Genomic DNA, 22,176 nt, shown 5'->3' with positions numbered 1-22,176 from the left:
TCTATGATAGTGTGAGCCTGTTTTTCACGGTATCCATGATCTCTGCAAGGATTTTTTCGTTTGTTACGCGGGATTTCAACAGCACCGACGAGATATTTTCATCACGCAAATCTGCACTTTCGTCGCCAGAAAATACAATCACCGGCATTTTGTTGAAATTTCGTTGCTTGAGCGTCTTAATAAGCTCCAACCCGTAACCATCCGGCAGATTCAAGTCCAGCAGCATCAGATCGTAGCTATTTGCCTCCATCATCTCTCTGGCGGCTTCGATCGTCGGGGCGGCATCCACATCGGCCAGCTCGGCCATGATGTTCTTCACAACCTCGCGGGTGCCTGCGTCGTCCTCCACATGAAGGATCCGTGGCCGGGTTGTTTCCGCGTCCTCTGTCACGGTTTGCAGCAGTGTGATCAGTTCGTGGCTGTTAGGCGGCTTACGGAACAGGCCCTTGAGGTTCTCCGGCACAGGCTCCCCTATATCGAGCTGGCTGCCAGTTATAATAATAACGGGAAGATCGCTGTGTTTGTCCGTATGGCGCAATTCGTGCAGCAGGTCGATTCCATTCCCGTCTGGCAGTTGCAGGTCGAGTGTCAGGGCGTCAAACTTCATGTGATCCAGCCGGTCGCGCGCACTGGCAACATCAAGCGAGATGGTGACGTTGAACCCTTCGAACTCAAGAACATTTTTCAGGGTCAAAGCGACATCTCGGTCATCTTCACACACAAGTACATGGGGCAAGGCAGGGGCCAGTGTGCTCGCCGGCGCCAGCTTTACCGCTTCCAGAAGGTCCAGATCGAACCAGAAGTCAGTGCCTACGTCAGGCACGCTTCGGAAGTACAATTCGCCTCCGTGATGCTCCACGATCATTCTGGAAATGCTCAATCCCAGACCGGTGCCGCCTTTCTTGCGCACATCCGAAGAATCCGCCTGCGTGAACTTGTCGAAGATTGTTGGCTGGGCCTCCAGAGGGATACCGGAGCCTTGGTCAGACACCGTCACCCGCATCTTGTCCCCGACGGCTTCAAGCTTGATATCCACAGTGCTGCCGCTATCGGAGAATTTCGCCGCGTTGGACATCAGGTTGGCCATGACCTGCAACAAACGACCCGCGTCGCCGTGAGTGTATACAGGGGTGTCAGGCGCGATCACGTTGAAACTGATGCCCAGTTCCTCGCCATAGGATTTGTTGGATTCCAGCGCATCCTGAAGCAGTTGGGTCATTTCCAGCCGTTCCATCTGGAAGTCCATCTTGCCGGCTTCGATTTTCTCGATATCCAGAATGTCATTGATAAGACGGACCAGTCGTTCACAATTGTTGTAAGCGATTTCGATCATCGCTTTGGGTTTGTCAGGCAAAGCGCCCATCGCGCCGGTGCGTACCAGCCCGAGCGACCCCTTGATGGACGTCAACGGCGTGCGCAGTTCATGGCTCACGGTGGCCACAAACTCGGACTTTGCCTTGTCGGCTGCTTTGGACGTGGTCAGATCGCGGATAATCGCGAGGAAATACGGGCGGTGGTACTTCGGTTCAATGTACTGAAGATTCACTTCTACCGGCATAACCGAACCATCGGAAAGCAGGTGTTCTGTCTCGTAAACCTCGGAAGAAACCTCGCCGCGAATTAACCGGTCCAGCCTTTTCTGCAAAGCTTCCCGTGTCAGCGTCGTATTGGTATCAAGCGGCCCGTGATTGAGGAATTGCTCGAATGTGTTTCCCGAACGGCGCAAGGCTTCTTCGTTGCCGTAGAAATAGCGCAGGGTTTCCGGCCAGAACATGTGGACCGCATCGGTACTCAGATCGAGGGCAGTCTTGAAGCGGCGGATTTCCCGTTCAGCGGTTGCCCGTTCCGTGATGTCCCGCACAATCGCGACGAACTGGTCGCCCTTGTCGTTCATCCGCAGTTTCTGGATCGTCACCTCCGTAGGACGGCGGTGCAGCGAGCGGCGCTCGAATGTGACGGCATTTTTCTTACCCTCCCGCAGGGGGGCGACACGCCGCTCGAAACTCTCGCGGTCGAATTGTTCGTCATCATCGGCCGGCGACTTGCCGCGATATGTGTTGTCAGCCCAGCCCACTGTGCGCAAAGCCGCCTTGTTCAGGTAGGTATACTCCAGCGTCTGCGCATCCATGATGTAAACTTCGTATTCCGCCAGATCGAGAACGGTACGCATGTTTGCGACTTCCCGTTTTGAGCGGGCTGCCTCTGTCACGTCGCGGATAATCGCCACATAACGGGGATTTTCATTCTGCGGTGTCACATACTGGATCGTAATCTCGATCACGCGCTTGCCTGCCGGCATTTCAAAGCTGGCCTGTCCGGTGCGCGTATGCTTCAGGGTTTCCAGCAGTTTTTCGAAAGGCGCGCGCTCGATCGGGATATACACATCAAAAACAGTCTTTGTGCGATAGTCCTGTTCCGTCCAGCCGTTCTGTTCCCGTGCAGCCTTGTTCATGTAGACAAGCTGGAGAGAGTCCGGCCAGAACATCGCCACTTCGTCCTTCAGAAGGTCAAGTGACGAGGTAAGCTGCCGTTTTGCTTCGGCCATTTTATTCGCGGTCACATCGGTGCGGATAGAGGTGGTGTTAACGTAATTTCCATTCGAATCGAAGAATGGCACCATCGTTGCCTGCGCCCAAAAGAAGTTTCCGTTCTTCTTTTTGGTCGGGATTTCACCTGACCAAGGCTCCCTGCGATCCAATGCACGCAGCAGATCCTTCATGGTTTCGTCAAGCTTGCGCTCTGCCCAAAGAACCTTGACTTCCTTACCGATAATTTCCTCTTCGGTGTAGCCGGTCACCTTCTTGAAGTTGTCATTCACATAGGTGATGATCCCTTCGCTGTCCGCAATGCTGACGATAGCATGGTGATCCATAGCCTGTTTCTGGAATTCCAGTTCAGCGCCCTGCGCAATGATCTTGTGGCGTCTGTGGCGCAACAGGTGGATGTTGCGAATGGTTACCGCGACCAGTGCCAGCAGCAGCGACATAAACAGCATCGAGCCGGACATAACGAACCAGTAATACTCGGCAATGAACCGCGCCAGCAGGCTGCTTTCCGGGCCTGCGACGGTTTGCGCCAGAACGGTCTCGGGAAACACAGAAAGACAAAGAGCAGCATAAGCCGCGGTCTTACGGGCAGGCACGCCGCGCACAGCAATTGAGAATGGATTTTGGACCATGTGTTAGCCTGTCTGCTTCATGTTCGGCCACCTTGAGCCATTCGTCTTGGGGTTGAAGGGCAAGGCAACGCATTTTTTTTCGACAAACTAACATACTCCAGACTCTGCCCAAACAGGTATATACGCAAATGCGGTTTATATTTGGCAAAGCTGTGTAAATTTAGCAATTTTGCAACGATCCGGCAGATAAATTGCCCCGTTGCCGCCGCACAGAGGCTTCCCGTTCCAATCGGCAAAAGCTACGGCAGTCCGGTGCCCGGAGAGGCACCGGACTTCACAATTGTCATTTCAAATGCGTACCAGATGATTATCCCAATGCAACTTGGGATAGTCATTCGGGCTTAAGGAAAGGCCACCAATCACCTGTCCTCTGCCCGTTGTCACCATGCGCCCCCACGGCCCGTAAGCGACGCCGCAGACATCCGCATGGGTATCTATTGCAGTTTTGGGTGCAGGCCCGCCCAGTTCTGCGGTCAACACCAGCCCGCCACGGGGCGAGGTCGCGGCCACGGTCTGCCCCGCGCTATCGATGGCAATACTTCCCACATAGCCGTCCATCCGGCGATAAAGCGCTGTGCCAACGTCAAGGATAACAGCCGCTTCGCCCTGTTTATGGGTGAAGACCAGCGGCACCACCTGTCCAGCGTCACCCTGCCATTGCATACCAGCCGCAACCAGACCATCGCGGGAAACATCCAAATGCCGGATAGAGTTCTTGTGAAGCGAGTGATCAAGCTTGACCGTCTCGAGAACCTCTCCGTCCGTTGACAGATAGCAGAGGTTTGGCTCCATAGTCGGGATGTTCAACTTGGCACGCCCCGCGTCGGGATGGGTCTCGATTCCGCCATTGGCCACGACCAGATCACCGGATGGAAGGGTCTTTATCTCATGCGGGCCGACCCCGCCGGAATAATATTCTCCCACACGACGATAATCCTGCGCACTGTCCCAGATGCCGATCACACCCAGTCCGGCCTCGTAATCATTTTCTGTTGTGAACAGATACCGCCCGTCGAGACTGAAACTGCCATGCCCGTAGAAATGGCGGCCTGCCGGTGCGTCGAGTGTTGCCAGCACTGCACCGCTCACGCAGTTCAGGATAATCGCGAAACGCCCCGGCCGGCGGGCGAAAGCAACAGCTTCCGCGCGGTGCGGGTGGGCTGCCGCAGCGTGACCGCGATCCGGCAACGGTATGTCAAACAAGACCTCGCCCGCACCGGAAAGCCCGCAGAGCACATAGGCTCCTGTATCCGTCCGCGCCGCTGCCAGAAGGGCCGGCGCCCCTGCACTGGCCCATGTGGTGCGCGGCACCAGACCTGCGGCAGCCAACCCTGCCAGAAATCCCCGACGGCTTGTCATAATCAATCTCCGTCCAGTGCGTTAAACCCTTCGGCCACCCCGAGATACGGCCCGAGTCCATTCAGTGTAAACTCCAGAAGCCGGTCCACAGCCTGTTGAACAACTTCAATTTTCACACGGCTTTGCGGGTCGGATACTCCAGCGAACACAGGGCTTTCCAGCTTGGCTGTTGCCGTAGTGAAGTAATGTTCCAATTCGTCATACCGGCTCTGGATAACCTCGTCGCCCTCTCCCAACTGTCGGGCCAGATCAAGCGCCGCTTCTGTTGCAAGGACGGCATTGCGCAAAGACCGCCCCGAACGGCGGGCCTCTGCCCGTTTCGGACGCGGGTTATCAAAGCTGCCAAGGGGACGGCCGATGCGGGTGTCTTTGGTAAACTGAAATCCGGTCAGGGACGCTTTGAACAGCTCTTGTACTGCCTCTTTCTCGGTCTGATAGCGATCGTTCTGTCCCGCAGCCAACATCAGCGCAGCGTAATCCGGCTGCCAGTCGTCAAGTATAGCCTGACTAAGCGCAGCAGTATCCTGCGTCATGGCCTGAAACAGCGCGCATTGGTATTCAGGGTGGCCAAGCGCCTGAGTGGGTTCGTCAAACAGGATATACTCCATCGCATAAAACCCGCGCACCGCAATAGAGGCTTCGGCGTAGTTTTCCGGCAGCTGGATCACCGGATCTTCTTCGGTGATCATTGCACGCAGGGCTTTTGGAGTCTTGCTACGCGGGTCCGGCCAGAAGGCCAGCGCGAAGGCACGGTCTTCGATTTCGGTCGGACCGAACCGCAAATGGCTGACACCAATCCAAGCATCAAAGGCCGCATGGTAATCGGAAACCACCTGCCCGTTCGACAGATCACAGGTCTGGGCTGCGGTTTCTGCAAGCTGCGCCGTGGTTTGCGCCAGTGTCTGGAAGCGGGGAATGACGTGGTTGCTGATGACACGATCCACCAAAGCCCGATCCGCGCTGGCAGAGACAGGCAACATCAGGGCGATGAAAAAGGTGCAGAGTTTCTTCATAGGTTACAGACTTTCAAGAAAGCGGATCAGGGCAGCCCGATCGGCAGGAGGCATTTTGATAACAGTGTCACGGGATGCTTGCGCTTCGCCGCCGTGCCAAAGCACAGCTTCCAGCAGGGAGCGGGCACGACCGTCGTGCAGAAACTGGGTATGGCCGCTGACATCTTTGGTCAGCCCGATCCCCCACAGAGGCGGCGTGCGCCACTCGGTGCCGCTGGCGCGGGCTTCCGGCGCATGATCGGCCAGACCTTCCCCCATGTCGTGCAACAACATATCTGTATAGGGCCAGATCAACTGAAAGCTTTGTTCCGGCTGATCCTGCAACCGGTTGGTCACAAAGCTTGGCGTGTGACAGGCGGTGCATCCGGTTTCGTAGAACACCTGTTTGCCGCGCAAGACCTGCGGATCGTCTACATCCCGGCGTTTGGGCACCCCCAGATTACGGCTATAGAATGTGACCAGATCAAGGGTTTCGTCGTCCACTTCGAACACCCGCGCATCCTGATCCCCGTGTACAGCCGCAACACAAACATCCTGCGTCCGCGTACAGTCGCCGTACGGGGCATCGTGAAGGGAGGAAGATATACCGATATCCCCCAGAAACGCAGCAGCGGTTTGCTCCCGAACGCTCGCCTGTCCGGCTTTCAACCCGAAGCGGCCCAGCATCGGGCGCTGCAATTCAGCCGACCAAACTATATTGGCGCGGCCCGAAATACCGTCCCAGTCGGCATCATCAGGGTCTTCACCAGCAAGGATATCCGCCGCAGGGATTGCTTCAAGCAGGCCAAGACCGATCATCTGCGGTGCGACACGCGGGCTTAGAACGGCCCCTTCGGCCAGCGGGCCGTATCCCAGATCCTTCAGCGTGAATTCCGGCTTGCGCAGAGAGACAGTCTCGCCGCCCGAAAGGGCTATCTCGGACTCGGTGTAGCGCACATCAATCCGCGCTTCGGCTGTGTGACCGGCGAGACCCTCATCCTGAATCTGCCCACCGTAAACCGGATCGGGGCGGGTGCTGAGGTAACTTTCCAGATCGGATGTGACACGCTCTGGCGTTGGCACGGAAATCCGCATCAGGAAAGACACCGCATTATCGCCACCCGCTTCGGGAGGGTGGCCGCGCCCGTCCTTCAAGTGGCAGCGCTGGCAGGACCGCGCATTAAACAGCGGGCCAAGCCCGTCAGACGCCAGCGTAGAACTGGGCGAGGATACCCAAAGCTTGCGGAAGAACCCGTTGCCGACCTTGAAATCCAACTCTCGGGCGAAGGGCATATTTCCGGACATATCCGAAAATGCATCCCGCGTGTCGCGCACCCGCACACTGGCCGCACCGGCGCTGTTTTCTTCAAATTTCTGGGGCTTGCTGAAGTCGGTCGGCGGGGCTGTGACGGCTTTGATCCGCTCTATTTCCGCTTCTGTTCTTGGCACCACCTTCAGGTGGCTGTCATCCGGTTGCAATGTTTGGGCGAAGCCTGCCACTGGCAGGAGCGCGATCACAGCGGAACAGGACAGGCTGCGGAAGGTTTTGTTTATGTCCATATACTTACTCTCTGGCGAAAGGCTGGAGAACCGGTACCAGAACTATGGCGCATACCCGCCCCAGCCTGAATTCCGATGCCGCCTTGCAACCTAAGGGCACAGCCCGACGGCGGGGTGATACCAGTTTGAAAATTTTAGTCCAGCCCGCTTCGGACCGGACGGGGGCAAGGCTTTGCCGATTGCACCGGCCTCGGGCGGGATAACCGGTGGCAGACACTGGGCCTGCCACCAGCCGGGCGTTTATTCGAAAACGGCATCCGGATTGTCGAGACTGTCAGAGCCTTCGAACGCGATGCTGTTCAGGCCCAGTTCTGTAACGATCCGCTCGATCGTGCGCGTCTGGTCGATCAGACCGTTCACACCACCCATCACCAGAGCTTCGCCTGCTGCATTGCCTTGCTCCAGCATCTGGTCATAGGCAAATCCGGCCTCGGCGGCGGTCTTGATCCGGCCAAGTGCCAGCATGGTGTTCGACAGTTTGCCTTTCATCTGCGCATCCAGAGCTGTGTCTTTGGCTGCGACCAGATCCGCCAGCGAAGGACCGCTGACAACTGTACCATCGATGCGGACATATTCGCCAAGATACACGTTCTGCACCCCGAGCCCGTCATAGTAGTGGCTGTTATGGGTATTATCAGAGAAGCAGTCGTGCTCTTCCTCGGGATCGTTCAGCATAAGGCCAAGACGCATCCGCTCACCGGCCTGTTCACCGTAAGACAGCGACCCCATACCGGTCAGCATTGCGGACAGACCTGCGATTTCATCTCCGCTGACGGCTTCGCGTGCTTCACCATCGTCAGCCCACTGTGCTGTCATCCACTCAAGATCACTGACCAGCAGATCGGTTGCCGCCTGCAAGTATGCGCCGCGGCGGTCACAGTTGTCGTTTGTGCAATCTTCACCCTTTGCATAATCGGTCCACGGACGGTTGCCGCTGCCTGCCTCGTGTCCGTTCAGATCCTGCCCCCAAAGCAGGAATTCTATAGCGTGATAGCCTGTGGCCACGTTTGCCTCTACGCCATCTGCTTCCTGCAAGGTTTCTTCCAGCAGTGCGGGTGTGATGGTTGTCGCATCCACATCCGTACCGCCCAGCTTGAAGGTCGGGTTGGCTACAACGTTCAGCGCGGCTGCCGCGTTTTCATCCGTCGCACCGCCATAAGAGGCATCCACATAGTCGATCAGACCCTCGTCCAGCGGCCAAGCGTTCACCTTGCCTTCCCAATCATCCACAATCGGGTTGCCAAACCGGAAGACTTCGCTTTGCTGATAGGGAACGCGCGCCGCCAGCCATGCGGATTTGGCGGCCTCCAGGGCTTCGGCAGAAGGATCTGCCACCAGCTTTGCAACAGCCGCTTGCAAAGCCTTGGCAGCTTGCAGGCTGTCGCCGTAGGTCGCTTCTGCGATATCCGCGTATGTCGAAATTACAGCTGCCTTTTCCGGCGCTGTTTCTGCGAAGGCAGGTGCCGTCAGTGCCGTGGTTGCGGCCAACAGGCCTGCCAGTTGCGTAAGGGTCTTCATGTTAGGGTCTTTCTACTTAGTGAAGAGTGTTTGATCGGGGTTCGGGCGGTACACAAGCTGCATCGCCCATCATTCTGAGGCCTAGTCCGAAGTCTCTGGCCGTGGTGACGAGGTTCAATGCGATGTCGGGGCGGACGATGTTGGAGGCGAAAAGAAAGGCATCTTCCCGCTCGCCCTCGGTTGCGGCGGCGATGAAGTTCGCAAAACAGCTTTCGTCCCCGCCAAGACAGGTGCAATCCACGTGATGACGCATGAGCGGGCGGCGACCGTGGATAGAGCAGGCCTGACATATCTGGGCCAGAGCGGCCGCCACACGACTGCCGTTGTCCGGCCCGAGCATGGCTTCAAAGTCACTAACAGCGCGGGCTTGTGTCTGCGCACTGCTGCACCACAGACGCAGATAGATCACTGCGGCAGCTTCCAGTGGTCCAAGTTCCGATAGGAACCCCACTGGGGCGCCACCGCGCCCCGATTTCGGGCTGGAATCCTGCGGCATCATTTTGTCAGGATCAATTTGTTCGCGCGGGTGATACGCAAGGTGTAAACCTGATCGAGGTGACGGATATAGGCGGTCGGGCCTTCGCCTGTCAGCTCGGCGGCCGAATGCACCGGTGTCTGGTTGGCGGATGTGGAAAATGCGTTGGAAGCGACCTGCCCGCCCGCAGCCTGAATATCTTTATGTACTATACCCATGAGGCAATCCCTCCGCCGTTTGTGGTGAACTCTGCAATCCGGTTGTTTTGAACCGTTATCGTCCGTGCGCCAGCCGGCACGGTGTTTTCCGTGCGCGCTGTAAAGCACCGGTCATTCAGGGTGGTCGGGTCAGCCATGATCAGCCCCTCTTCTGTTTCGGTTTCACGTTCTGGCTGTCCGATGATTCCGGCATCGGGTGGCTGTGTTTTATTACCTGACAAAATAAGTCAGGGAAGTCAACACAGGCATTTCTCTCTTTTTCGTGAGCGGTGCACGACACGTGTCCGCTGCGAGGTATCCTCTCCCCGACAGTTCGAGAAAGCGAAAAAAAATGCGTGTTCACAAAACCTTCAAGAAACTGACAACCTTGTGAATCATAACCCGCCTATTCCCCGCCCTGACAGAACATCGGGTGACACATGCTACTTCAGCTTTCAGGGCTAACCAAAAAATTCGCGAATTCCACAGCAGTCGATCAGGTCGATCTTGCGGTAGAGCGCAGCCAGTTCATCGGCATCATCGGTGCATCGGGGGCGGGTAAATCTACCATGCTGCGAATGCTGAACCGGCTGAATGATCCCACCAGCGGCAAGATCCTGTTTCAGGGCCGCGAGATTTCCTCTCTCAAAGGTGCCGACAAACGGGCATGGCAATCCCAATGCGCCATGATCTTCCAGCAGTTCAATCTGGTGCCCCGTATGGATGTTGTCTCCAACGTGCTGCACGGCACTTTGAACCGGCGCAACACACTGGCCACGATGTTCAACATCTATCCCGAAAGTGACATCCATCATGCGATTGATATTCTTGAACGTCTGGGCATTTCTGAGCACGCCGCCAAACGGGCACAAGCGCTCTCGGGCGGACAGCAACAGCGTGTGGCCATTGCTCGGGCCCTGATGCAAGACCCCGAGATTGTGCTGGCGGACGAGCCGATTGCCTCGCTTGATCCGATGAACGCCCAGATCGTCATGGATAGCCTTCGGGCCATTCACGACGAGGACGGCAAGCTGGTCATCTGCAATCTGCATACACTTGATACCGCGCGGCGCTATTGCGACCGGATCATCGGGATGCGTGCCGGACGCGTGGTGTTTGATGGCACTGGCGACGAACTGACCCTGAGCGCGGCCCGCGAAATCTATGGCGCGGACAGCACCTTTAGCGAAGCAGCTACATCCACCAGCGTGGACGTGCTGACTGATCACAAGATGCCCGAACTGGCCATCGCCTGACATTTCAACCTATTCCCGCCAATACCGGCGGGTTTTTCGACTGGAGAAAGACCAATGAGAAAACTGATCGCAGCAATCCTTGCGACCTCCGCCTTTTGCGGTGCTGCACAGGCCCAAGAGATCACCGAATTCCGCATCGGCATTCTGGGTGGCGAAAACGCACAAGACCGTATGAACAGCTACCAGTGTCTGGCTGACAAAACCACCGAACTGCTGGGCGTGGAAACCAAGCTGTTCGCACCTGCCGATTACAACGGCGTTATTCAGGGCCTGCTGGGCGGCACCATCGACATGGCATGGCTTGGCGCTTCCGGCTATGCCAAGACTTACCTGTCCGATCCCGAAGCGGTTGAACCGGTACTGGTAAAATACAACGAAGACGGCGGTTACGGCTACTACTCCATTGGTTTTGCCCGAAAGGACAGCGGCATCACTTCGCTGGAAGACATGAAAGACAAAGTTTTTGGTTTCGGTGATCCGAACTCCACTTCCGGCTTCCTGATCCCGTCCATCGAAATCCCTGAAGCCACTGGCGCTTCCATGGAATCCGGCGACTACTTCGGCGAGGTGAAATTCACTGGCGGCCACGAACAAACCATCGTTGCGGTTGCCAACGGCGACATCGACGCCGGTGTGACCTGGGCCGACGGTCTGGGCAACTGGGAAGACGGCTACAACTCCGGTGCGCTGCGCAAGGCCGTTGATGCCGGTCTCGTCGACATGAACGAGATGGTTCAGATCTGGAAATCCAAAACCATCCCCGAAGGCCCGATCGTTCTGCGCAAGACCCTGCCTGCCGACGTAAAGATCAAGATGACCGGTCTGGTTGGCTCTCTGCACGCAATGGACCCGGACTGTGCCTATGGCGTGGCCAATGGTGAAGCCAAAGCCTTCGCTCCGATCACCCATGAAGCCTATGAAGTCATCATTAAAGCCCGCGAACTGAAATCCAATTAAAGAGATTTTCAAACCGCATCTGGCCGAGCTGAACGCCCCCCGTTCTGCTCGGTCAATTTTTTCGAACTCCCCAGGAAAATAATATGTCTCCGAGCGCACTGGATACCCGCGCCAGCTATCTGGCCCAAACCCACCGAAAAAGACTCTATAGCGGCATAATGCTGGTCCTTCTGGTGGCCATGCTTTGCGGCGGTTTTATAACCGCAGACGAGCGGAACGCCGGTGGGTTTTGGGACGGATTGCCCCATGTACTGGACTTCCCTGCTGAAGTTCTGGGAGAGGCCGCGCAGAAAATTACCCTGCTGCCGGCCCATCTGGTTGCCTTTTTCCCGAGCCTTGTGGAAACCATCAATATTGCGGCCGCTGCCACGCTGGCCGGTGCGATTGCAGCAGTCTTTCTGGCCCTATTGTCCACCCGCGGTCTGGCCCGCTGGCCCCGTATGATTCCGGTGTTCCGCCGCATGTCCGACATTATGCGGGCCATTCCTGAAATCGTCATCGCCCTTGTGCTGATCTTTATCCTTGGCGGCGGCCCTGTCCCTGCCATGATCGCCATTGCCTTCCACACGGTCGGCGCCCTTGGCAAACTGTTTTCCGAAGTCACCGAAAACGCCGACCTGAAACCGGTTGAAGGTCTTGGCTCTGTTGGCGCGAGCTGGATGCAGCGGATGTGGCTGGGCGTGATCCCGCAGGTTTCCCCGAACTTTATCAGCTACGCCCTGCTGCGTTTTGAAATCAACATCCGCGCTTCGGCCATCTTGGGCTTTGTCGGCGCCGGTGGCATTGGGTACGACCTGCGCAACGCGATTAGCTGGGGGCAGGGTAAATACGACGAAGCCGCCGCAATCTTCATACTGTTGTTCCTTGCCATTGTCGCAGTGGACCAACTGTCCAGCCTTCTGCGCAACAAACTGGTGGGAGACACCAAATGACCACTGCAACTTTGAAAGCCGGCGCAGTCCGTCAGGTAAACGGCAAGAAGACCCTGTCCTTTGCCCTTCTCGGTGCGGTACTGGCCTATTTTGTTTATATCTTCTTTACCTTTGACATCGCGAGCCTTGGCCAGCGGGCCAGCCTTGAAAATGCGCGAACTCTGGTGGCAGACAGCTATTCCTACAAAACGCACATCACCAAATCAAACCGTGGAGCAGGCACCCTTACAGCCTCAATTGAAGGCGAAAAGAAAGGCCGGTATCCTGAAGGCAGCTATCCCGACTGGGTCGAAATCGACGGCACAGACGCCTTCGTCACACTGGCCGATAACAGCGTGGTCGAACTTGCCGGAAAGGTTGTCTACTACGACGTTCCTGATTACGGCGCGATCAAAGTCACAACCCGTAACAGCGGCATCGACCTTGAACTGCCTACAGCCGAAGCACCTGAATTCATTTCTGCCTCGCGCAACCGCGTTGCGATCACTGTGCCGGGCGGGCGGATTAATGTGACCAAGGCCAAAACTGAAATCTTCCGTTATTTCACAGGATGGGAGATGTTCTTCTTCACGCTCGACAGTCCGTTTTACGGCAAGAGCCCTGCCCAACTGGCCTATCTTGCCAGCTCTGCCCCGCGGATCGACCCGAACACCAGCAACCTTGCGCTGATGTGGGACGGCTTCTGGAACAACGCCATGTGGCGACACTCCGATGTGGCGTGGGCGATTGTCGAAACGATCCTGATGGCCTTTCTCGGTACGATTGGCGCGGCGCTGATCGCCCTGCCGCTTGCCTTCCTCTCTGCGCAGAACTTCACAAGAAATATGGTCGCGCGGTTCTCTATGCGGCGGATCTTTGACTTCCTGCGCGGCGTGGACGGTCTGATCTGGACCATTATTCTGTCCCGTGCATTCGGACCGGGGCCACTTACCGGCGCACTGGCAATCCTGCTGACCGATACCGGCACCTTTGGCAAGATGTTCTCGGAGACGCTGGAAAATGTGGATGACAAACAGATCGAGGGCATCCGCTCCACCGGAGCAAAACCGATCCAGCGTTATCGCTTTGGTGTCATCCCGCAGATCACCCCCGTGTTCATCAGTCAGGTGCTCTATAATCTGGAATCCAATACCCGCAGTGCCACCATCATCGGCGCGATTGTCGGCGGCGGTATCGGGTTGTTGCTGACACAGGCAATCATTACCGGCAAGGACTGGGAAGAGGTTTCTTATTACATCGTCCTGATCGTTCTGATGGTAATGATGATGGACTCCCTTTCAGGCTGGTTGCGCAGCAAGCTGATCGGCAACAAAGACTCTTGAAGTCAATAAAACAAGGTCGAAAGAGTCTATAATGCCAAGACTGGATCAGAGCGAAGCTTTCGTTCACCCCGAGTGTGAAGTGTCTCACTCGACACTCGGGGCCTTTACCGAACTGGGCCGCGGCACCCGTATGCTGAACACCAGTTTCGGGGATTATTCCTATACGGACCGCTATGCGGATGTTGCCAATGCTACGGTCGGGAAGTTTGCGAATATTGCCGCCTTTGCGCGGATCGGGCCGACTGCCCATCCGATGGAACTGGCATCAATGCATCACATGCTTTACCGCTCCGACGATTACTGGAACGAGACATCCCGCTGGGATGACTTCTTTGAAAAACGTGCGTCACGGCGGGTACATCTGGGTCATGACACATGGATCGGCGCGCAGGCGATTGTCATGCCCGAAGTGACCATCGGCACCGGCGCTGTCGTGGCGGCGGGGGCCGTCGTGACCAAGGATGTTGCGCCTTACATGATCGTGGCTGGCGTGCCGGCAACCCCCTTGCGAGAGCGGTTCTGTGAACCTGTGGCCGAACGAATGATGGCGCTGGCGTGGTGGGACTGGGACCACGAGACTCTCAGAGACGCACTGGAAGACTTCCGCGCCCTGCCTGCCGAAGCATTTCTGGAGAAATACGAAGCCGCCTAACCGTCGATGGTCAACTCTATATGGTTGCCCGAGAACCACGTGCGCCCGTATTCCACGGGCTGCCCGTCCATATCCACATCCACGTTGGTGCTGCGCAACAGGGCAGCACCCGCCTGAAGGTTCAACAACGTGGCCGAGGTCGCATTGGCATTCACGGCCGCCAGCCGCGTTGCCTGACGGATGTAATCCTGCACACCAGAAGCGGCAAAGGCTGCAGTGATGGAATTTGACGTCTTCAAGTGCGCAAGCAGGTCAGGAAACCGTGCTGCGGGAAATACGGAAATGAAATGGGCCACCGGCGTTTCATCCACCCGCGCCAGCCCCTCAACCACATGAACCTGAATGCCCTTGCGCTTCCCGAGCGCGCGCGCCTCTTCTGCATCTGCTGGGCGCGTTGTCATGGACAGAAACTCTTTGGATCCCTGATGCCCCGCCTCTGCCACAGACTGGTGAAAGCGCACCCGCTTGCCTACGGAATAGCGCACCGGATCAGAGGCGACGAAGGCTCCGGCACCGCGCCGCGTGTAAATCAGCCCCTCCTCGACAAGTGCGGAAATGGCGTGTCGCACCGTGTGCCGGTTCACCCCGAAACGCGCGGCATAGGCAGCTTCCGTCGGCAGCTTTTCTCCTGCCTTATGATGCCCCTTGGCAATATCGCGGGTGATCCTCTCGGCGATTTCCTTCCAGACCGGCTGTTTTTTCATGTCACGAAACCTTCACAAAATTCATCTGGCAAGCGCGCCAGAATCGCGCTACCACTTGTCTAGTTGTATAGTGTAATAGACACATCAGGAACTTGTCTAGATGGATGACCAAACGAAACGCAAAAACTGGATGGGGTTGCTGGCAAAATCAGCCCCCCAGGCCGTGAAAAGGCTCTGTGAAACCCTATGCGAGACCTACACCTTCGAATGGCTGCGCCAGCCCGAAACAGGCGGTGTCATGGTACGCGGCCGCACAGGTGGCACCGGTTCTGCCTTTAACATGGGAGAGGTCACAGTGACCCGTTGTTCGCTCCGGCTGGACGAAGGAACCGTCGGTCACGGCTATGTGCAGGGGCGCGACAAAACCCACGCCACACAGGCCGCGCTGGTGGACGCGCTGATGCAAACACCCGCAGCAGACCAGATCGAAACAGAAATCCTGCAACCCCTGCGCGAGACCCGCGCAAGGCAGCAGGTCGCCATTCAGGCCCGCGCAAATGCCACCAAAGTAGATTTCTTCACCATGGTCAGAGGAGACGACTGATGGAGCTTTCAGCCCTGTCCGGCGGATTTGACAACGCCGCCCACCAATCCGCCACCGCCTTTCGCGCGATCATGAACGTGATGGCCCGTCCCGGCGTGATCGAAACCGTCACTGGCGCGGTGCCGCCGAAGGGTCTGTCCGTTGCGGCGAGCAGTCTGTTGCTGACCCTGTGCGATCCGGAAACCAAGCTGCATCTGGCAGGGGATTTAGACACGAAAACCATCCGCGACTGGCTGACCTTTCACACAGGTGCGCCGATTGTGCCCGCCGCGCAGGCTGATTTTGCCATAGGCGCATGGGATGACCTGATGCCCCTGACGCAATATGCCATTGGCACCGATCAATACCCAGACCGATCCGCCACGCTGATTGTCGAAATGCCGGAACTGGCGCAATCGGGTACAACCCTGACAGGTCCCGGCATCAAAGACAGCGTGCAATTATCCCTGCCCGCGCTGGAACCGTTTCAGTTGAACGCAGCGCTTTTCCCGCTCGGCTGTGATTTCTTCTTTACCGCCGGTGATCAGATCGCCGCCCTGCCGCGCACCACAAAACCGGAGTCCACCCCATGTATGTAGCAGTAAAAGGCGGCGAAAAAGCCATTGATGCCGCCCATGACTGGCTGGCCGACGTGCGTCGCGGCGACCCTGCGGTGGCTGAACTGTCGCTAGCGCAAATCCGCGAACAGATGTCTTTGGCGGTGGATCGGGTGATGTCCGAAGGGTCTTTGTTCGATCTTGATCTGGCGGCACTTGCGATCAAACAGTCCCGTGGTGATCTGATAGAGGCGATTTTTCTGATCCGCGCCTATCGCACCACGCTGCCCCGTTTCGGCGCCTCCCATCCGGTTGAAACCGACTCCATGCAATGCCAGCGCCGGATATCAGCCACGTTCAAGGATGTGCCGGGGGGGCAGATCCTCGGGCCGACCTTTGATTACACCCATCGCCTGCTGGATTTCAAACTGGCGGCCGAAGGGCTCACGCCTGCGGATACGCCAACTCAGGACACCCCTGATCTGGCCGCAGAGCGCAAACCCCACGTGATGGATTTTCTGAACAAGGACGGTTTGATTGAAACCGCCGAAGCAACAAATGACACCCCGCCGGACCTGACGCGCGAACCCTTGGAACTGCCCGCGAACCGCGCCCTGCGCCTGCAAAACCTGACCCGCGCGGATGAGGGTTTCCTGCTAGGTCTCGCCTATTCCACCCAGCGCGGATATGCGCGCAACCACGCCTTTGTGGGCGAATTGCGCATCGGGAAAGTGGCGATTGAGATGGATATCCCCGAGTTGGGATTTTCCATTGAAATCGGCGAAATGACGGTGACGGAATGTGAAACCGTGAACCAGTTCAAAGGCTCTAAAAGCGAGCCGCCGCAGTTTACACGGGGCTACGGGCTGGTGTTCGGGCAATGCGAACGCAAGGCGATTTCCATGGCGCTGGTAGACCGCGCCCTGCGCTGGAAGGAACTGGGCGAGGATTTCGCCGGTGCCCCCGCGCAGGACGAGGAATTCGTGCTTAGCCATTCCGACAATATTCAGGCCACCGGATTTCTGGAGCATATCAAACTGCCCCATTACGTGGATTTCCAGTCCGAACTGGAACTGATCCGATCCATCCGCACCGCGGCTACAGCGGCGCTGGCTGAAACCAAAATTGCGGCGGAATAACCATGAGCAGCCAAGACACAAGGACCAGTGACATGAGCGATTACAATTTCGCCTATCTGGATGAACAAACCAAACGCATGATCCGCCGCGCGATCCTGAAAGGGTTGGCGATACCGGGTTATCAGGTGCCTTTTGCCAGCCGTGAAATGCCGATGCCCTATGGCTGGGGCACTGGCGGCGTGCAGGTAACCGCCGCCTGTCTGACTCCGGATGACACGCTGAAGGTTATCGACCAAGGCGCGGATGACACCACCAACGCGGTGTCGATCCGCCGCTTCTTTGAAAAAACCGCCGCGATCAATGTGACCCAAGCCACCTCTGACGCAACTGTGATCCAGACCCGTCACCGCATTCCCGAAGAACCCCTGAACGAGGATCAGATCCTTGTCTATCAAGTACCGATCCCCGAACCGCTGCGCTTTCTCGAACCCCGCGAAACCGAAACCCGCAAGATGCACGCACTGGAAGAATACGGCTTGATGCACGTGAAACTGTTCGAGGATATTTCCCAACACGGGCAAATCGCCACCGCCTATGCCTATCCGGTCAAGGTAGAGGGGCGCTATGTGATGGACCCTTCCCCGATCCCGCGCTTTGACAACCCCAAGATGGAAATGGCCGCGATCCAACTGTTTGGCGCAGGGCGCGAACAACGGATTTATGCGATCCCGCCCTATACACAGGTGGTCAGCCTCGATTTCGACGACTACCCGTTTGAGGCCAGCAAGGCCGAAGGTGCCTGCGCCCTGTGCGCAGCGGATCATACCTATCTGGATGAAGTCATTGTGGACGACGACGGCGGGCGGATGTTTGTCTGTTCCGACACGGATTACTGCGAAAGCCGCCGGCAGGCGGGTCACATCGGGGAACAAGGCACCCCTTACGGAAAGGATGCGGCATGACCCCTTTACTGGACGTACAAAACCTGTCGAAAAACTATGGCCAACGGATCGGCTGCAAGGATGTGTCTTTCGATCTCTATCCCGGTGAAGTCATGGGCATCGTCGGGGAAAGCGGGTCGGGCAAATCCACCCTGCTGAACTGCCTTGCAGGTCATCTGGAACCGGATCACGGCAAGGTGCTGTTCGACACCAAGACGGACGGGCTGAAAGACACGGTCACCATGTCCGAACCTGAACGCCGGATGCTGGGGCGCACCGACTGGGCCTTTGTCCACCAGCACGCCCGCGACGGGCTGCGTATGGGGGTGAGTGCAGGTGGAAACGTGGGTGAACGGCTGATGGCTGTGGGCGCACGGCACTACGGTAACATTCGCGCACAGGCCGCAGACTGGCTGGGCCGCGTTGAAATCCGCGAAGACCGCATCGACGACCGCCCGACCGCTTTTTCGGGGGGGATGCAGCAACGCCTGCAAATCGCCCGCAATCTGGTGACAGGACCACGGCTGGTGTTCATGGACGAACCGACCGGCGGTCTGGATGTGTCGGTGCAGGCCCGCCTGCTGGACATGATCCGCGAACTGGTTCGCGATCTGGAACTGTCTGCGATTATCGTCACCCATGACCTCGCCGTGGTGCGTCTGCTGGCGGACCGGCTGATGGTCATGAAAGACGGGCATGTGGTGGAAACCGGCCTGACGGATCAGGTGCTGGATGATCCACAGCACAGCTACAGCCAGCTTCTCGTTTCCTCGGTTCTACAGGTGTGACCATGATTACAGTTAAAAACGCGACCAAATCCTTTGTGCTGCACAATCAGGGCGGCGCGGTAATCCCCGTCATGGCCAATGGCAACCTGACCGTAAATCCGGGCGAATGTGTCGGGCTGACAGGGGCATCGGGTGCAGGAAAATCCACCCTTATGCGGATGATCTATGGCAACTACCTGACCCAAAGCGGTGAAATCCGCGTTGGCGATCTGAACGTGGCACAGGCCGAACCGCGCGAGATTTTGCAGATGCGCAAGCATACGCTTGGCTATGTCAGCCAGTTCCTGCGGGTGGTGCCACGGGTGCCGACCCTGAACGTGGTAGCCGAGCCGCTGCTGCAACTGGGCACCCCGCGCGATGCCGCCATGGAACGGGCCAGCGAACTGCTGTCCCTGCTGCGCATTCCCGAACGGCTGTGGGATCTGTCGCCTTTGACCTTTTCGGGGGGCGAGCAACAGCGGGTAAACATTGCGCGGGGCTTTGCCTATGACTATCCCGCGCTGTTGCTGGATGAACCCACAGCGAGCCTTGACGGGCGCAATCGCGAAACGGTTCTGGGTCTGATCGAAACCGCGAAGGCACGGGGCACGGCAATCGTGGGCATCTTCCACGACGAAGCAGCCCGCAAACAGGTGTGCACCCGCGAAATCGACGTGATCGAATTCGCCCCGAAGGCCGCAGCCTGATGGCGGGGCGACTGTTCACTGTGGTCGGCCCTTCGGGGGCCGGCAAGGACACGGTTTTAAACGCCGCCCTGCAGCGCTGCCCGCGGGTTCTGCGCATGCGCCGTGTGATCACGCGGGCCAGCGATGCCGGTGGTGAAACCATCGACGGAGTCAGCGCAGCAGAGTTTCAGACCATGCTGGAGCAGGGCGAATTTGCCCTTTGGTGGGAGGCCCACAACACCCGCTACGGCATCCCAGTCGCAATAGATCAGGCGCTGGCAGAGGGGCAGGACGTCGTTTTTAACGGCTCCCGTGCGGCCATGCCCGAAATCCTGCGTCGTTACCCGCAGGTGCGGGTCTTGTCACTAAGCGTAACACCCGAAGTCCTGCGGCAGCGCTTGATTGAACGGGGCCGCGAAACCCCGGCGGAAATAGAGGCACGTCTGACACGGGCCGGACTGGCGCTCGAAACACCGGCCCACGTGATCGAGATCGACAACTCCGGCACGCTGGACCATGCGGTAGAACGCATGGTCGCGGCCTTTACCCCCGCAGCGGAACCCGTTCGATGAGCTTGAAACAACCGTTTTCCAACTGCCCGCAGAGACAGAGTTCGTTCAGCATGAAGGGTCTTTTCAGGTGCGGTTCCAGCGCCATTTCCAGCACCTCCCGCGTCTGCGCCTGCTGGTTATCGCTCAGACTTCCGGTGAGCGTCACATGAAAACGAAACTCGTCCAAGACATAGGGATAGCCCCAAAGGCGCAACAACTCGTCCTGTCGCGGCGACAGGTTCGCGCTCCTGCGGCGTTGCAGTTCTTGTGGGCCCATCGGCGCGCGGAACCGGTCCAGCGCCATTACGATATCCCCAACCAACGCTCCGAACGCCGGATCGGGATCAGCAGGACGCAGCGCGATAAACTGCTTGATACTATCAAGTTCCAGCAAGCCGATCTCTACCGGCTCCTGCTGCTTCGCATAGCCGCGCACGGTTTCGACCAGCTCCGTCGCAGAGAAATCAGGGTTCAACACGAATGGCGCTTTCAAGGTGCCGTGCAATCCGTACCGACGCGGAGTGGCCGTAATCTCTTCCACCGGCAGTGGCAGACCGTCAAGCCGCGGATGCCGAACGGGTTCCCCCGCCACAATATCCCAGCCGAGCCAACCTGCGCCGAAGGCGGCAAGGGAATGATCGCTCGGCGGTGTGAAATAGACGGCATAACGCTGGTACATGGTCACTCGGGCTCCTTTTGCTCTGGGCCGGATATAAGACATCAAGATGTTACACCCTCATGACATTACACCCTGAAATCGCAACTAAAACTGGTAGTAGAACTATGAAAGACACTGATCGCGCGGCGGAGGCCCACAACGGTGTGTCGCTGACGCTCACCAACGCGCGCATCGTATTGAAAGACGATGTGATCAACGGAACGCTTCGCGTGGAAGACGGGATCATCACCGCAATCGATACCGGAAGCAGCGCAATCAACGGGGCGGTTGATCTGGGGGGCGATTTCCTAAGTCCCGGTCTGGTCGAATTGCACACCGACAATCTGGAGCGGCATATGCAGCCCCGTCCCGGTGTGAAATGGCCGACAAAAGCAGCGGCAATCGCCCATGATGCGGAACTGGCTTCAGTTGGGATCACCACAGTGTTTGACGCCCTGCGGGTCGGCTCCTCGGTTACAGAGACCGGATCAAATTATCGTAAATATGCCCGTGAACTGGCCAATGACATTCTGGATTTGCAGAACAGTGGCGCCATGCGGATTAACCACTTCCTGCACCTGCGGGCCGAAATCTGTTCGGAAACCCTGATCGAGGAAATGGAAGAGTTCAGCCGCGCGGACCGGATTGGTATTGTCAGTCTTATGGATCACACCCCCGGCCAGCGGCAGTTCCGCGACCTGAGCAAGATGGACGAATACCTGCGGGGCAAATACGGCATGACTCCGTCCGAAATTTCCGCCCATTACGAGACCCTTTACGCTACCCGCGAAAAATACGGTGCCCTGCATGAAGAAGGCGCCGCACGGATCGGGCGAGACCTTGGCGCGGTACTGGCCAGCCACGACGATACAACGGAATCGGATGTGGAAACATCTGTGGGCAAGGGCGTGCGCGTTGCCGAGTTCCCAACGACGCTGGAGGCCGCCAGAGCCTGCCGCAATGCCGATATCCGCGTGATGATGGGCGCCCCGAACCTTTTGCGCGGTGGCAGCCACTCGGGCAATGTTGCAGCGCAGGAACTTGTACAGGACGGGGTACTGGATGTGCTCAGTTCCGACTATGCACCCTCTTCCCTGCTGATGGGCGCGGTGCGTTTGGGGCTGGAACAGGGGAATATGGCTACCGGTCTGCGGACCGTCACCCATCAACCGGCCAAGGCGGTTGCCCTGCCGGATCGCGGAGAGATCGCCGTCGGGAAACGGGCGGACCTGCTGGCATTTTCCCTGTCATACCACCTGCCCTGCATCAAAGGGGTGTGGCGTGACGGGCAGCGGATAGGCTAGGCCGGTCC

At 57.7% G+C, this 22,176-nt stretch carries 23 protein-coding genes; 13 read left to right on the top strand and 10 right to left on the bottom strand.

Translation table 11 applies throughout. From position 1 onward, the window contains the following. Window position 1: 1 nt before the first annotated feature. The 8 genes from C0U40_RS02290 to C0U40_RS20155 all read right to left on the bottom strand — a co-directional run bounded on the left by C0U40_RS02290 (window position 2) and on the right by C0U40_RS20155 (window position 9,437). A complete protein-coding gene (locus tag C0U40_RS02290; RefSeq protein ID WP_101654127.1) occupies window positions 2-3,178 on the bottom strand; it encodes a PAS domain S-box protein in 3,177 nt (1,058 codons plus the stop codon). Window positions 3,179-3,466: 288 nt separating this feature from the next. Further along, window positions 3,467-4,537, bottom strand: a complete 1,071-nt coding sequence (locus tag C0U40_RS02285; protein ID WP_101654126.1) for a DUF1513 domain-containing protein — start codon at window positions 4,535-4,537, stop codon at window positions 3,467-3,469. A 2-nt stretch (window positions 4,538-4,539) separates the two neighbouring features. Next, window positions 4,540-5,550 (bottom strand): imelysin family protein, encoded by a 1,011-nt coding sequence (locus C0U40_RS02280; protein WP_101654125.1) that lies wholly within the window; start codon window positions 5,548-5,550, stop codon window positions 4,540-4,542. Window positions 5,551-5,553: 3 nt separating this feature from the next. Continuing rightward, window positions 5,554-7,089 (bottom strand): di-heme oxidoredictase family protein, encoded by a 1,536-nt coding sequence (locus tag C0U40_RS02275; protein ID WP_101654124.1) that lies wholly within the window; start codon window positions 7,087-7,089, stop codon window positions 5,554-5,556. A gap of 240 nt (window positions 7,090-7,329) precedes the next feature. Then, complete coding sequence (locus tag C0U40_RS02270; protein ID WP_101654123.1) at window positions 7,330-8,607, bottom strand: imelysin family protein; 1,278 nt, start codon at window positions 8,605-8,607, stop codon at window positions 7,330-7,332. 16 nt (window positions 8,608-8,623) lie between these two features. Then, a complete protein-coding gene (locus tag C0U40_RS02265) occupies window positions 8,624-9,106 on the bottom strand; it encodes a hypothetical protein (RefSeq protein ID WP_286134737.1) in 483 nt (160 codons plus the stop codon). Further along, window positions 9,103-9,300 carry a hemin uptake protein HemP gene (gene hemP / locus C0U40_RS02260; RefSeq protein ID WP_101654121.1) on the bottom strand — a complete coding sequence of 66 codons (198 nt, stop codon included), beginning with the start codon at window positions 9,298-9,300 and terminating at the stop codon, window positions 9,103-9,105. The genes C0U40_RS02265 and hemP overlap by 4 nt, the downstream gene beginning before the upstream one ends. Then, complete coding sequence (locus C0U40_RS20155; RefSeq protein ID WP_180957595.1) at window positions 9,291-9,437, bottom strand: hypothetical protein; 147 nt, start codon at window positions 9,435-9,437, stop codon at window positions 9,291-9,293. Before C0U40_RS20155 ends, hemP begins: the two co-directional genes overlap by 10 nt. Before the next feature lie 282 nt (window positions 9,438-9,719). On the opposite strand from C0U40_RS20155, the gene phnC reads away from it, so the two are divergent. The 5 genes from phnC (at window position 9,720) to C0U40_RS02230 (ending at window position 14,398) form a co-directional block, all read left to right on the top strand. Further along, window positions 9,720-10,535, top strand: coding sequence for a phosphonate ABC transporter ATP-binding protein (phnC, locus tag C0U40_RS02250; RefSeq protein ID WP_101654119.1), 816 nt, complete (start codon window positions 9,720-9,722; stop codon window positions 10,533-10,535). A gap of 54 nt (window positions 10,536-10,589) precedes the next feature. Further along, window positions 10,590-11,492 carry a phosphonate ABC transporter substrate-binding protein gene (gene phnD, locus C0U40_RS02245; RefSeq protein WP_101654118.1) on the top strand — a complete coding sequence of 301 codons (903 nt, stop codon included), beginning with the start codon at window positions 10,590-10,592 and terminating at the stop codon, window positions 11,490-11,492. An 83-nt stretch (window positions 11,493-11,575) separates the two neighbouring features. Continuing rightward, window positions 11,576-12,424, top strand: coding sequence for a phosphonate ABC transporter, permease protein PhnE (phnE, locus tag C0U40_RS02240; RefSeq protein ID WP_101654117.1), 849 nt, complete (start codon window positions 11,576-11,578; stop codon window positions 12,422-12,424). Then, on the top strand, window positions 12,421-13,746 hold the full coding sequence (gene phnE, locus C0U40_RS02235; protein WP_101654116.1) for a phosphonate ABC transporter, permease protein PhnE: 1,326 nt from the start codon (window positions 12,421-12,423) through the stop codon (window positions 13,744-13,746). Before phnE (C0U40_RS02240) ends, phnE (C0U40_RS02235) begins: the two co-directional genes overlap by 4 nt. Window positions 13,747-13,777: 31 nt before the next feature. Next, window positions 13,778-14,398 carry a chloramphenicol acetyltransferase gene (locus tag C0U40_RS02230; RefSeq protein ID WP_101654115.1) on the top strand — a complete coding sequence of 207 codons (621 nt, stop codon included), beginning with the start codon at window positions 13,778-13,780 and terminating at the stop codon, window positions 14,396-14,398. Here C0U40_RS02230 and phnF read toward each other — a convergent pair. Further along, complete coding sequence (gene phnF / locus C0U40_RS02225; protein WP_101654114.1) at window positions 14,395-15,102, bottom strand: phosphonate metabolism transcriptional regulator PhnF; 708 nt, start codon at window positions 15,100-15,102, stop codon at window positions 14,395-14,397. The genes C0U40_RS02230 and phnF overlap by 4 nt on opposite strands. 100 nt (window positions 15,103-15,202) lie before the next feature. Between phnF and phnG the strand changes: the two genes are divergently transcribed. Genes phnG through phnN form a run of 7 tightly spaced genes read left to right on the top strand, consistent with a single transcriptional unit; the run spans window position 15,203 to window position 20,227 of the window. Then, entirely contained in the window at window positions 15,203-15,646 is a 444-nt protein-coding gene (phnG, locus tag C0U40_RS02220; protein ID WP_101654113.1) for a phosphonate C-P lyase system protein PhnG, read from the top strand. Beyond that, the gene (gene phnH, locus C0U40_RS02215) at window positions 15,646-16,224 is read left to right on the top strand and encodes a phosphonate C-P lyase system protein PhnH (RefSeq protein WP_101654112.1); all 579 of its coding nucleotides are present in this window, start codon (window positions 15,646-15,648) and stop codon (window positions 16,222-16,224) included. Before phnG ends, phnH begins: the two co-directional genes overlap by 1 nt. Beyond that, on the top strand, window positions 16,215-17,321 hold the full coding sequence (locus tag C0U40_RS02210) for a carbon-phosphorus lyase complex subunit PhnI (RefSeq protein ID WP_101654111.1): 1,107 nt from the start codon (window positions 16,215-16,217) through the stop codon (window positions 17,319-17,321). The genes phnH and C0U40_RS02210 overlap by 10 nt, the downstream gene beginning before the upstream one ends. A gap of 32 nt (window positions 17,322-17,353) precedes the next feature. Continuing rightward, window positions 17,354-18,223, top strand: a complete 870-nt coding sequence (locus tag C0U40_RS02205; RefSeq protein WP_101654110.1) for an alpha-D-ribose 1-methylphosphonate 5-phosphate C-P-lyase PhnJ — start codon at window positions 17,354-17,356, stop codon at window positions 18,221-18,223. Further along, a complete protein-coding gene (gene phnK / locus C0U40_RS02200; protein ID WP_101654109.1) occupies window positions 18,220-18,990 on the top strand; it encodes a phosphonate C-P lyase system protein PhnK in 771 nt (256 codons plus the stop codon). The genes C0U40_RS02205 and phnK overlap by 4 nt, the downstream gene beginning before the upstream one ends. Before the next feature lie 2 nt (window positions 18,991-18,992). Continuing rightward, entirely contained in the window at window positions 18,993-19,676 is a 684-nt protein-coding gene (phnL, locus tag C0U40_RS02195) for a phosphonate C-P lyase system protein PhnL (RefSeq protein ID WP_101654108.1), read from the top strand. Continuing rightward, complete coding sequence (gene phnN / locus C0U40_RS02190; protein WP_101654107.1) at window positions 19,676-20,227, top strand: phosphonate metabolism protein/1,5-bisphosphokinase (PRPP-forming) PhnN; 552 nt, start codon at window positions 19,676-19,678, stop codon at window positions 20,225-20,227. The genes phnL and phnN overlap by 1 nt, the downstream gene beginning before the upstream one ends. Here phnN and C0U40_RS02185 read toward each other — a convergent pair. After that, window positions 20,199-20,885 (bottom strand): DUF1045 domain-containing protein, encoded by a 687-nt coding sequence (locus C0U40_RS02185; RefSeq protein WP_286134805.1) that lies wholly within the window; start codon window positions 20,883-20,885, stop codon window positions 20,199-20,201. The two genes, phnN and C0U40_RS02185, sit on opposite strands and share 29 nt — an antisense overlap. 104 nt (window positions 20,886-20,989) lie before the next feature. On the opposite strand from C0U40_RS02185, the gene C0U40_RS02180 reads away from it, so the two are divergent. Next, on the top strand, window positions 20,990-22,168 hold the full coding sequence (locus tag C0U40_RS02180; RefSeq protein ID WP_101654105.1) for an alpha-D-ribose 1-methylphosphonate 5-triphosphate diphosphatase: 1,179 nt from the start codon (window positions 20,990-20,992) through the stop codon (window positions 22,166-22,168). The last annotated feature ends 8 nt before the right edge of the window (window positions 22,169-22,176 follow it).

The sequence above is a fragment of the Neptunicoccus cionae genome, assembly GCF_002860325.1.
Classification (GTDB): domain Bacteria; phylum Pseudomonadota; class Alphaproteobacteria; order Rhodobacterales; family Rhodobacteraceae; genus Amylibacter; species Amylibacter lutimaris.
This window is presented reverse-complemented; position numbering and strand designations above follow the sequence as displayed.

Excerpts from the sequence above, each read along its gene's own strand:
- C0U40_RS02290 (WP_101654127.1), bottom strand. The coding sequence starts at position 3,178 with ATGGTCCAAAATCCATTCTCAATTGCTGTGCGCGGCGTGCCTGCCCGT.
- C0U40_RS02285 (WP_101654126.1), bottom strand. The coding sequence starts at position 4,537 with ATGACAAGCCGTCGGGGATTTCTGGCAGGGTTGGCTGCCGCAGGTCTG.
- C0U40_RS02280 (WP_101654125.1), bottom strand. The coding sequence starts at position 5,550 with ATGAAGAAACTCTGCACCTTTTTCATCGCCCTGATGTTGCCTGTCTCT.
- C0U40_RS02275 (WP_101654124.1), bottom strand. The coding sequence starts at position 7,089 with ATGGACATAAACAAAACCTTCCGCAGCCTGTCCTGTTCCGCTGTGATC.
- C0U40_RS02270 (WP_101654123.1), bottom strand. The coding sequence starts at position 8,607 with ATGAAGACCCTTACGCAACTGGCAGGCCTGTTGGCCGCAACCACGGCA.
- C0U40_RS02265 (WP_286134737.1), bottom strand. The coding sequence starts at position 9,106 with ATGATGCCGCAGGATTCCAGCCCGAAATCGGGGCGCGGTGGCGCCCCA.
- hemP (WP_101654121.1), bottom strand. The coding sequence starts at position 9,300 with ATGGGTATAGTACATAAAGATATTCAGGCTGCGGGCGGGCAGGTCGCT.
- C0U40_RS20155 (WP_180957595.1), bottom strand. The coding sequence starts at position 9,437 with ATGGCTGACCCGACCACCCTGAATGACCGGTGCTTTACAGCGCGCACG.
- phnC (WP_101654119.1), top strand. The coding sequence starts at position 9,720 with ATGCTACTTCAGCTTTCAGGGCTAACCAAAAAATTCGCGAATTCCACA.
- phnD (WP_101654118.1), top strand. The coding sequence starts at position 10,590 with ATGAGAAAACTGATCGCAGCAATCCTTGCGACCTCCGCCTTTTGCGGT.
- phnE (WP_101654117.1), top strand. The coding sequence starts at position 11,576 with ATGTCTCCGAGCGCACTGGATACCCGCGCCAGCTATCTGGCCCAAACC.
- phnE (WP_101654116.1), top strand. The coding sequence starts at position 12,421 with ATGACCACTGCAACTTTGAAAGCCGGCGCAGTCCGTCAGGTAAACGGC.
- C0U40_RS02230 (WP_101654115.1), top strand. The coding sequence starts at position 13,778 with ATGCCAAGACTGGATCAGAGCGAAGCTTTCGTTCACCCCGAGTGTGAA.
- phnF (WP_101654114.1), bottom strand. The coding sequence starts at position 15,102 with ATGAAAAAACAGCCGGTCTGGAAGGAAATCGCCGAGAGGATCACCCGC.
- phnG (WP_101654113.1), top strand. The coding sequence starts at position 15,203 with ATGGATGACCAAACGAAACGCAAAAACTGGATGGGGTTGCTGGCAAAA.
- phnH (WP_101654112.1), top strand. The coding sequence starts at position 15,646 with ATGGAGCTTTCAGCCCTGTCCGGCGGATTTGACAACGCCGCCCACCAA.
- C0U40_RS02210 (WP_101654111.1), top strand. The coding sequence starts at position 16,215 with ATGTATGTAGCAGTAAAAGGCGGCGAAAAAGCCATTGATGCCGCCCAT.
- C0U40_RS02205 (WP_101654110.1), top strand. The coding sequence starts at position 17,354 with ATGAGCGATTACAATTTCGCCTATCTGGATGAACAAACCAAACGCATG.
- phnK (WP_101654109.1), top strand. The coding sequence starts at position 18,220 with ATGACCCCTTTACTGGACGTACAAAACCTGTCGAAAAACTATGGCCAA.
- phnL (WP_101654108.1), top strand. The coding sequence starts at position 18,993 with ATGATTACAGTTAAAAACGCGACCAAATCCTTTGTGCTGCACAATCAG.
- phnN (WP_101654107.1), top strand. The coding sequence starts at position 19,676 with ATGGCGGGGCGACTGTTCACTGTGGTCGGCCCTTCGGGGGCCGGCAAG.
- C0U40_RS02185 (WP_286134805.1), bottom strand. The coding sequence starts at position 20,885 with ATGTACCAGCGTTATGCCGTCTATTTCACACCGCCGAGCGATCATTCC.
- C0U40_RS02180 (WP_101654105.1), top strand. The coding sequence starts at position 20,990 with ATGAAAGACACTGATCGCGCGGCGGAGGCCCACAACGGTGTGTCGCTG.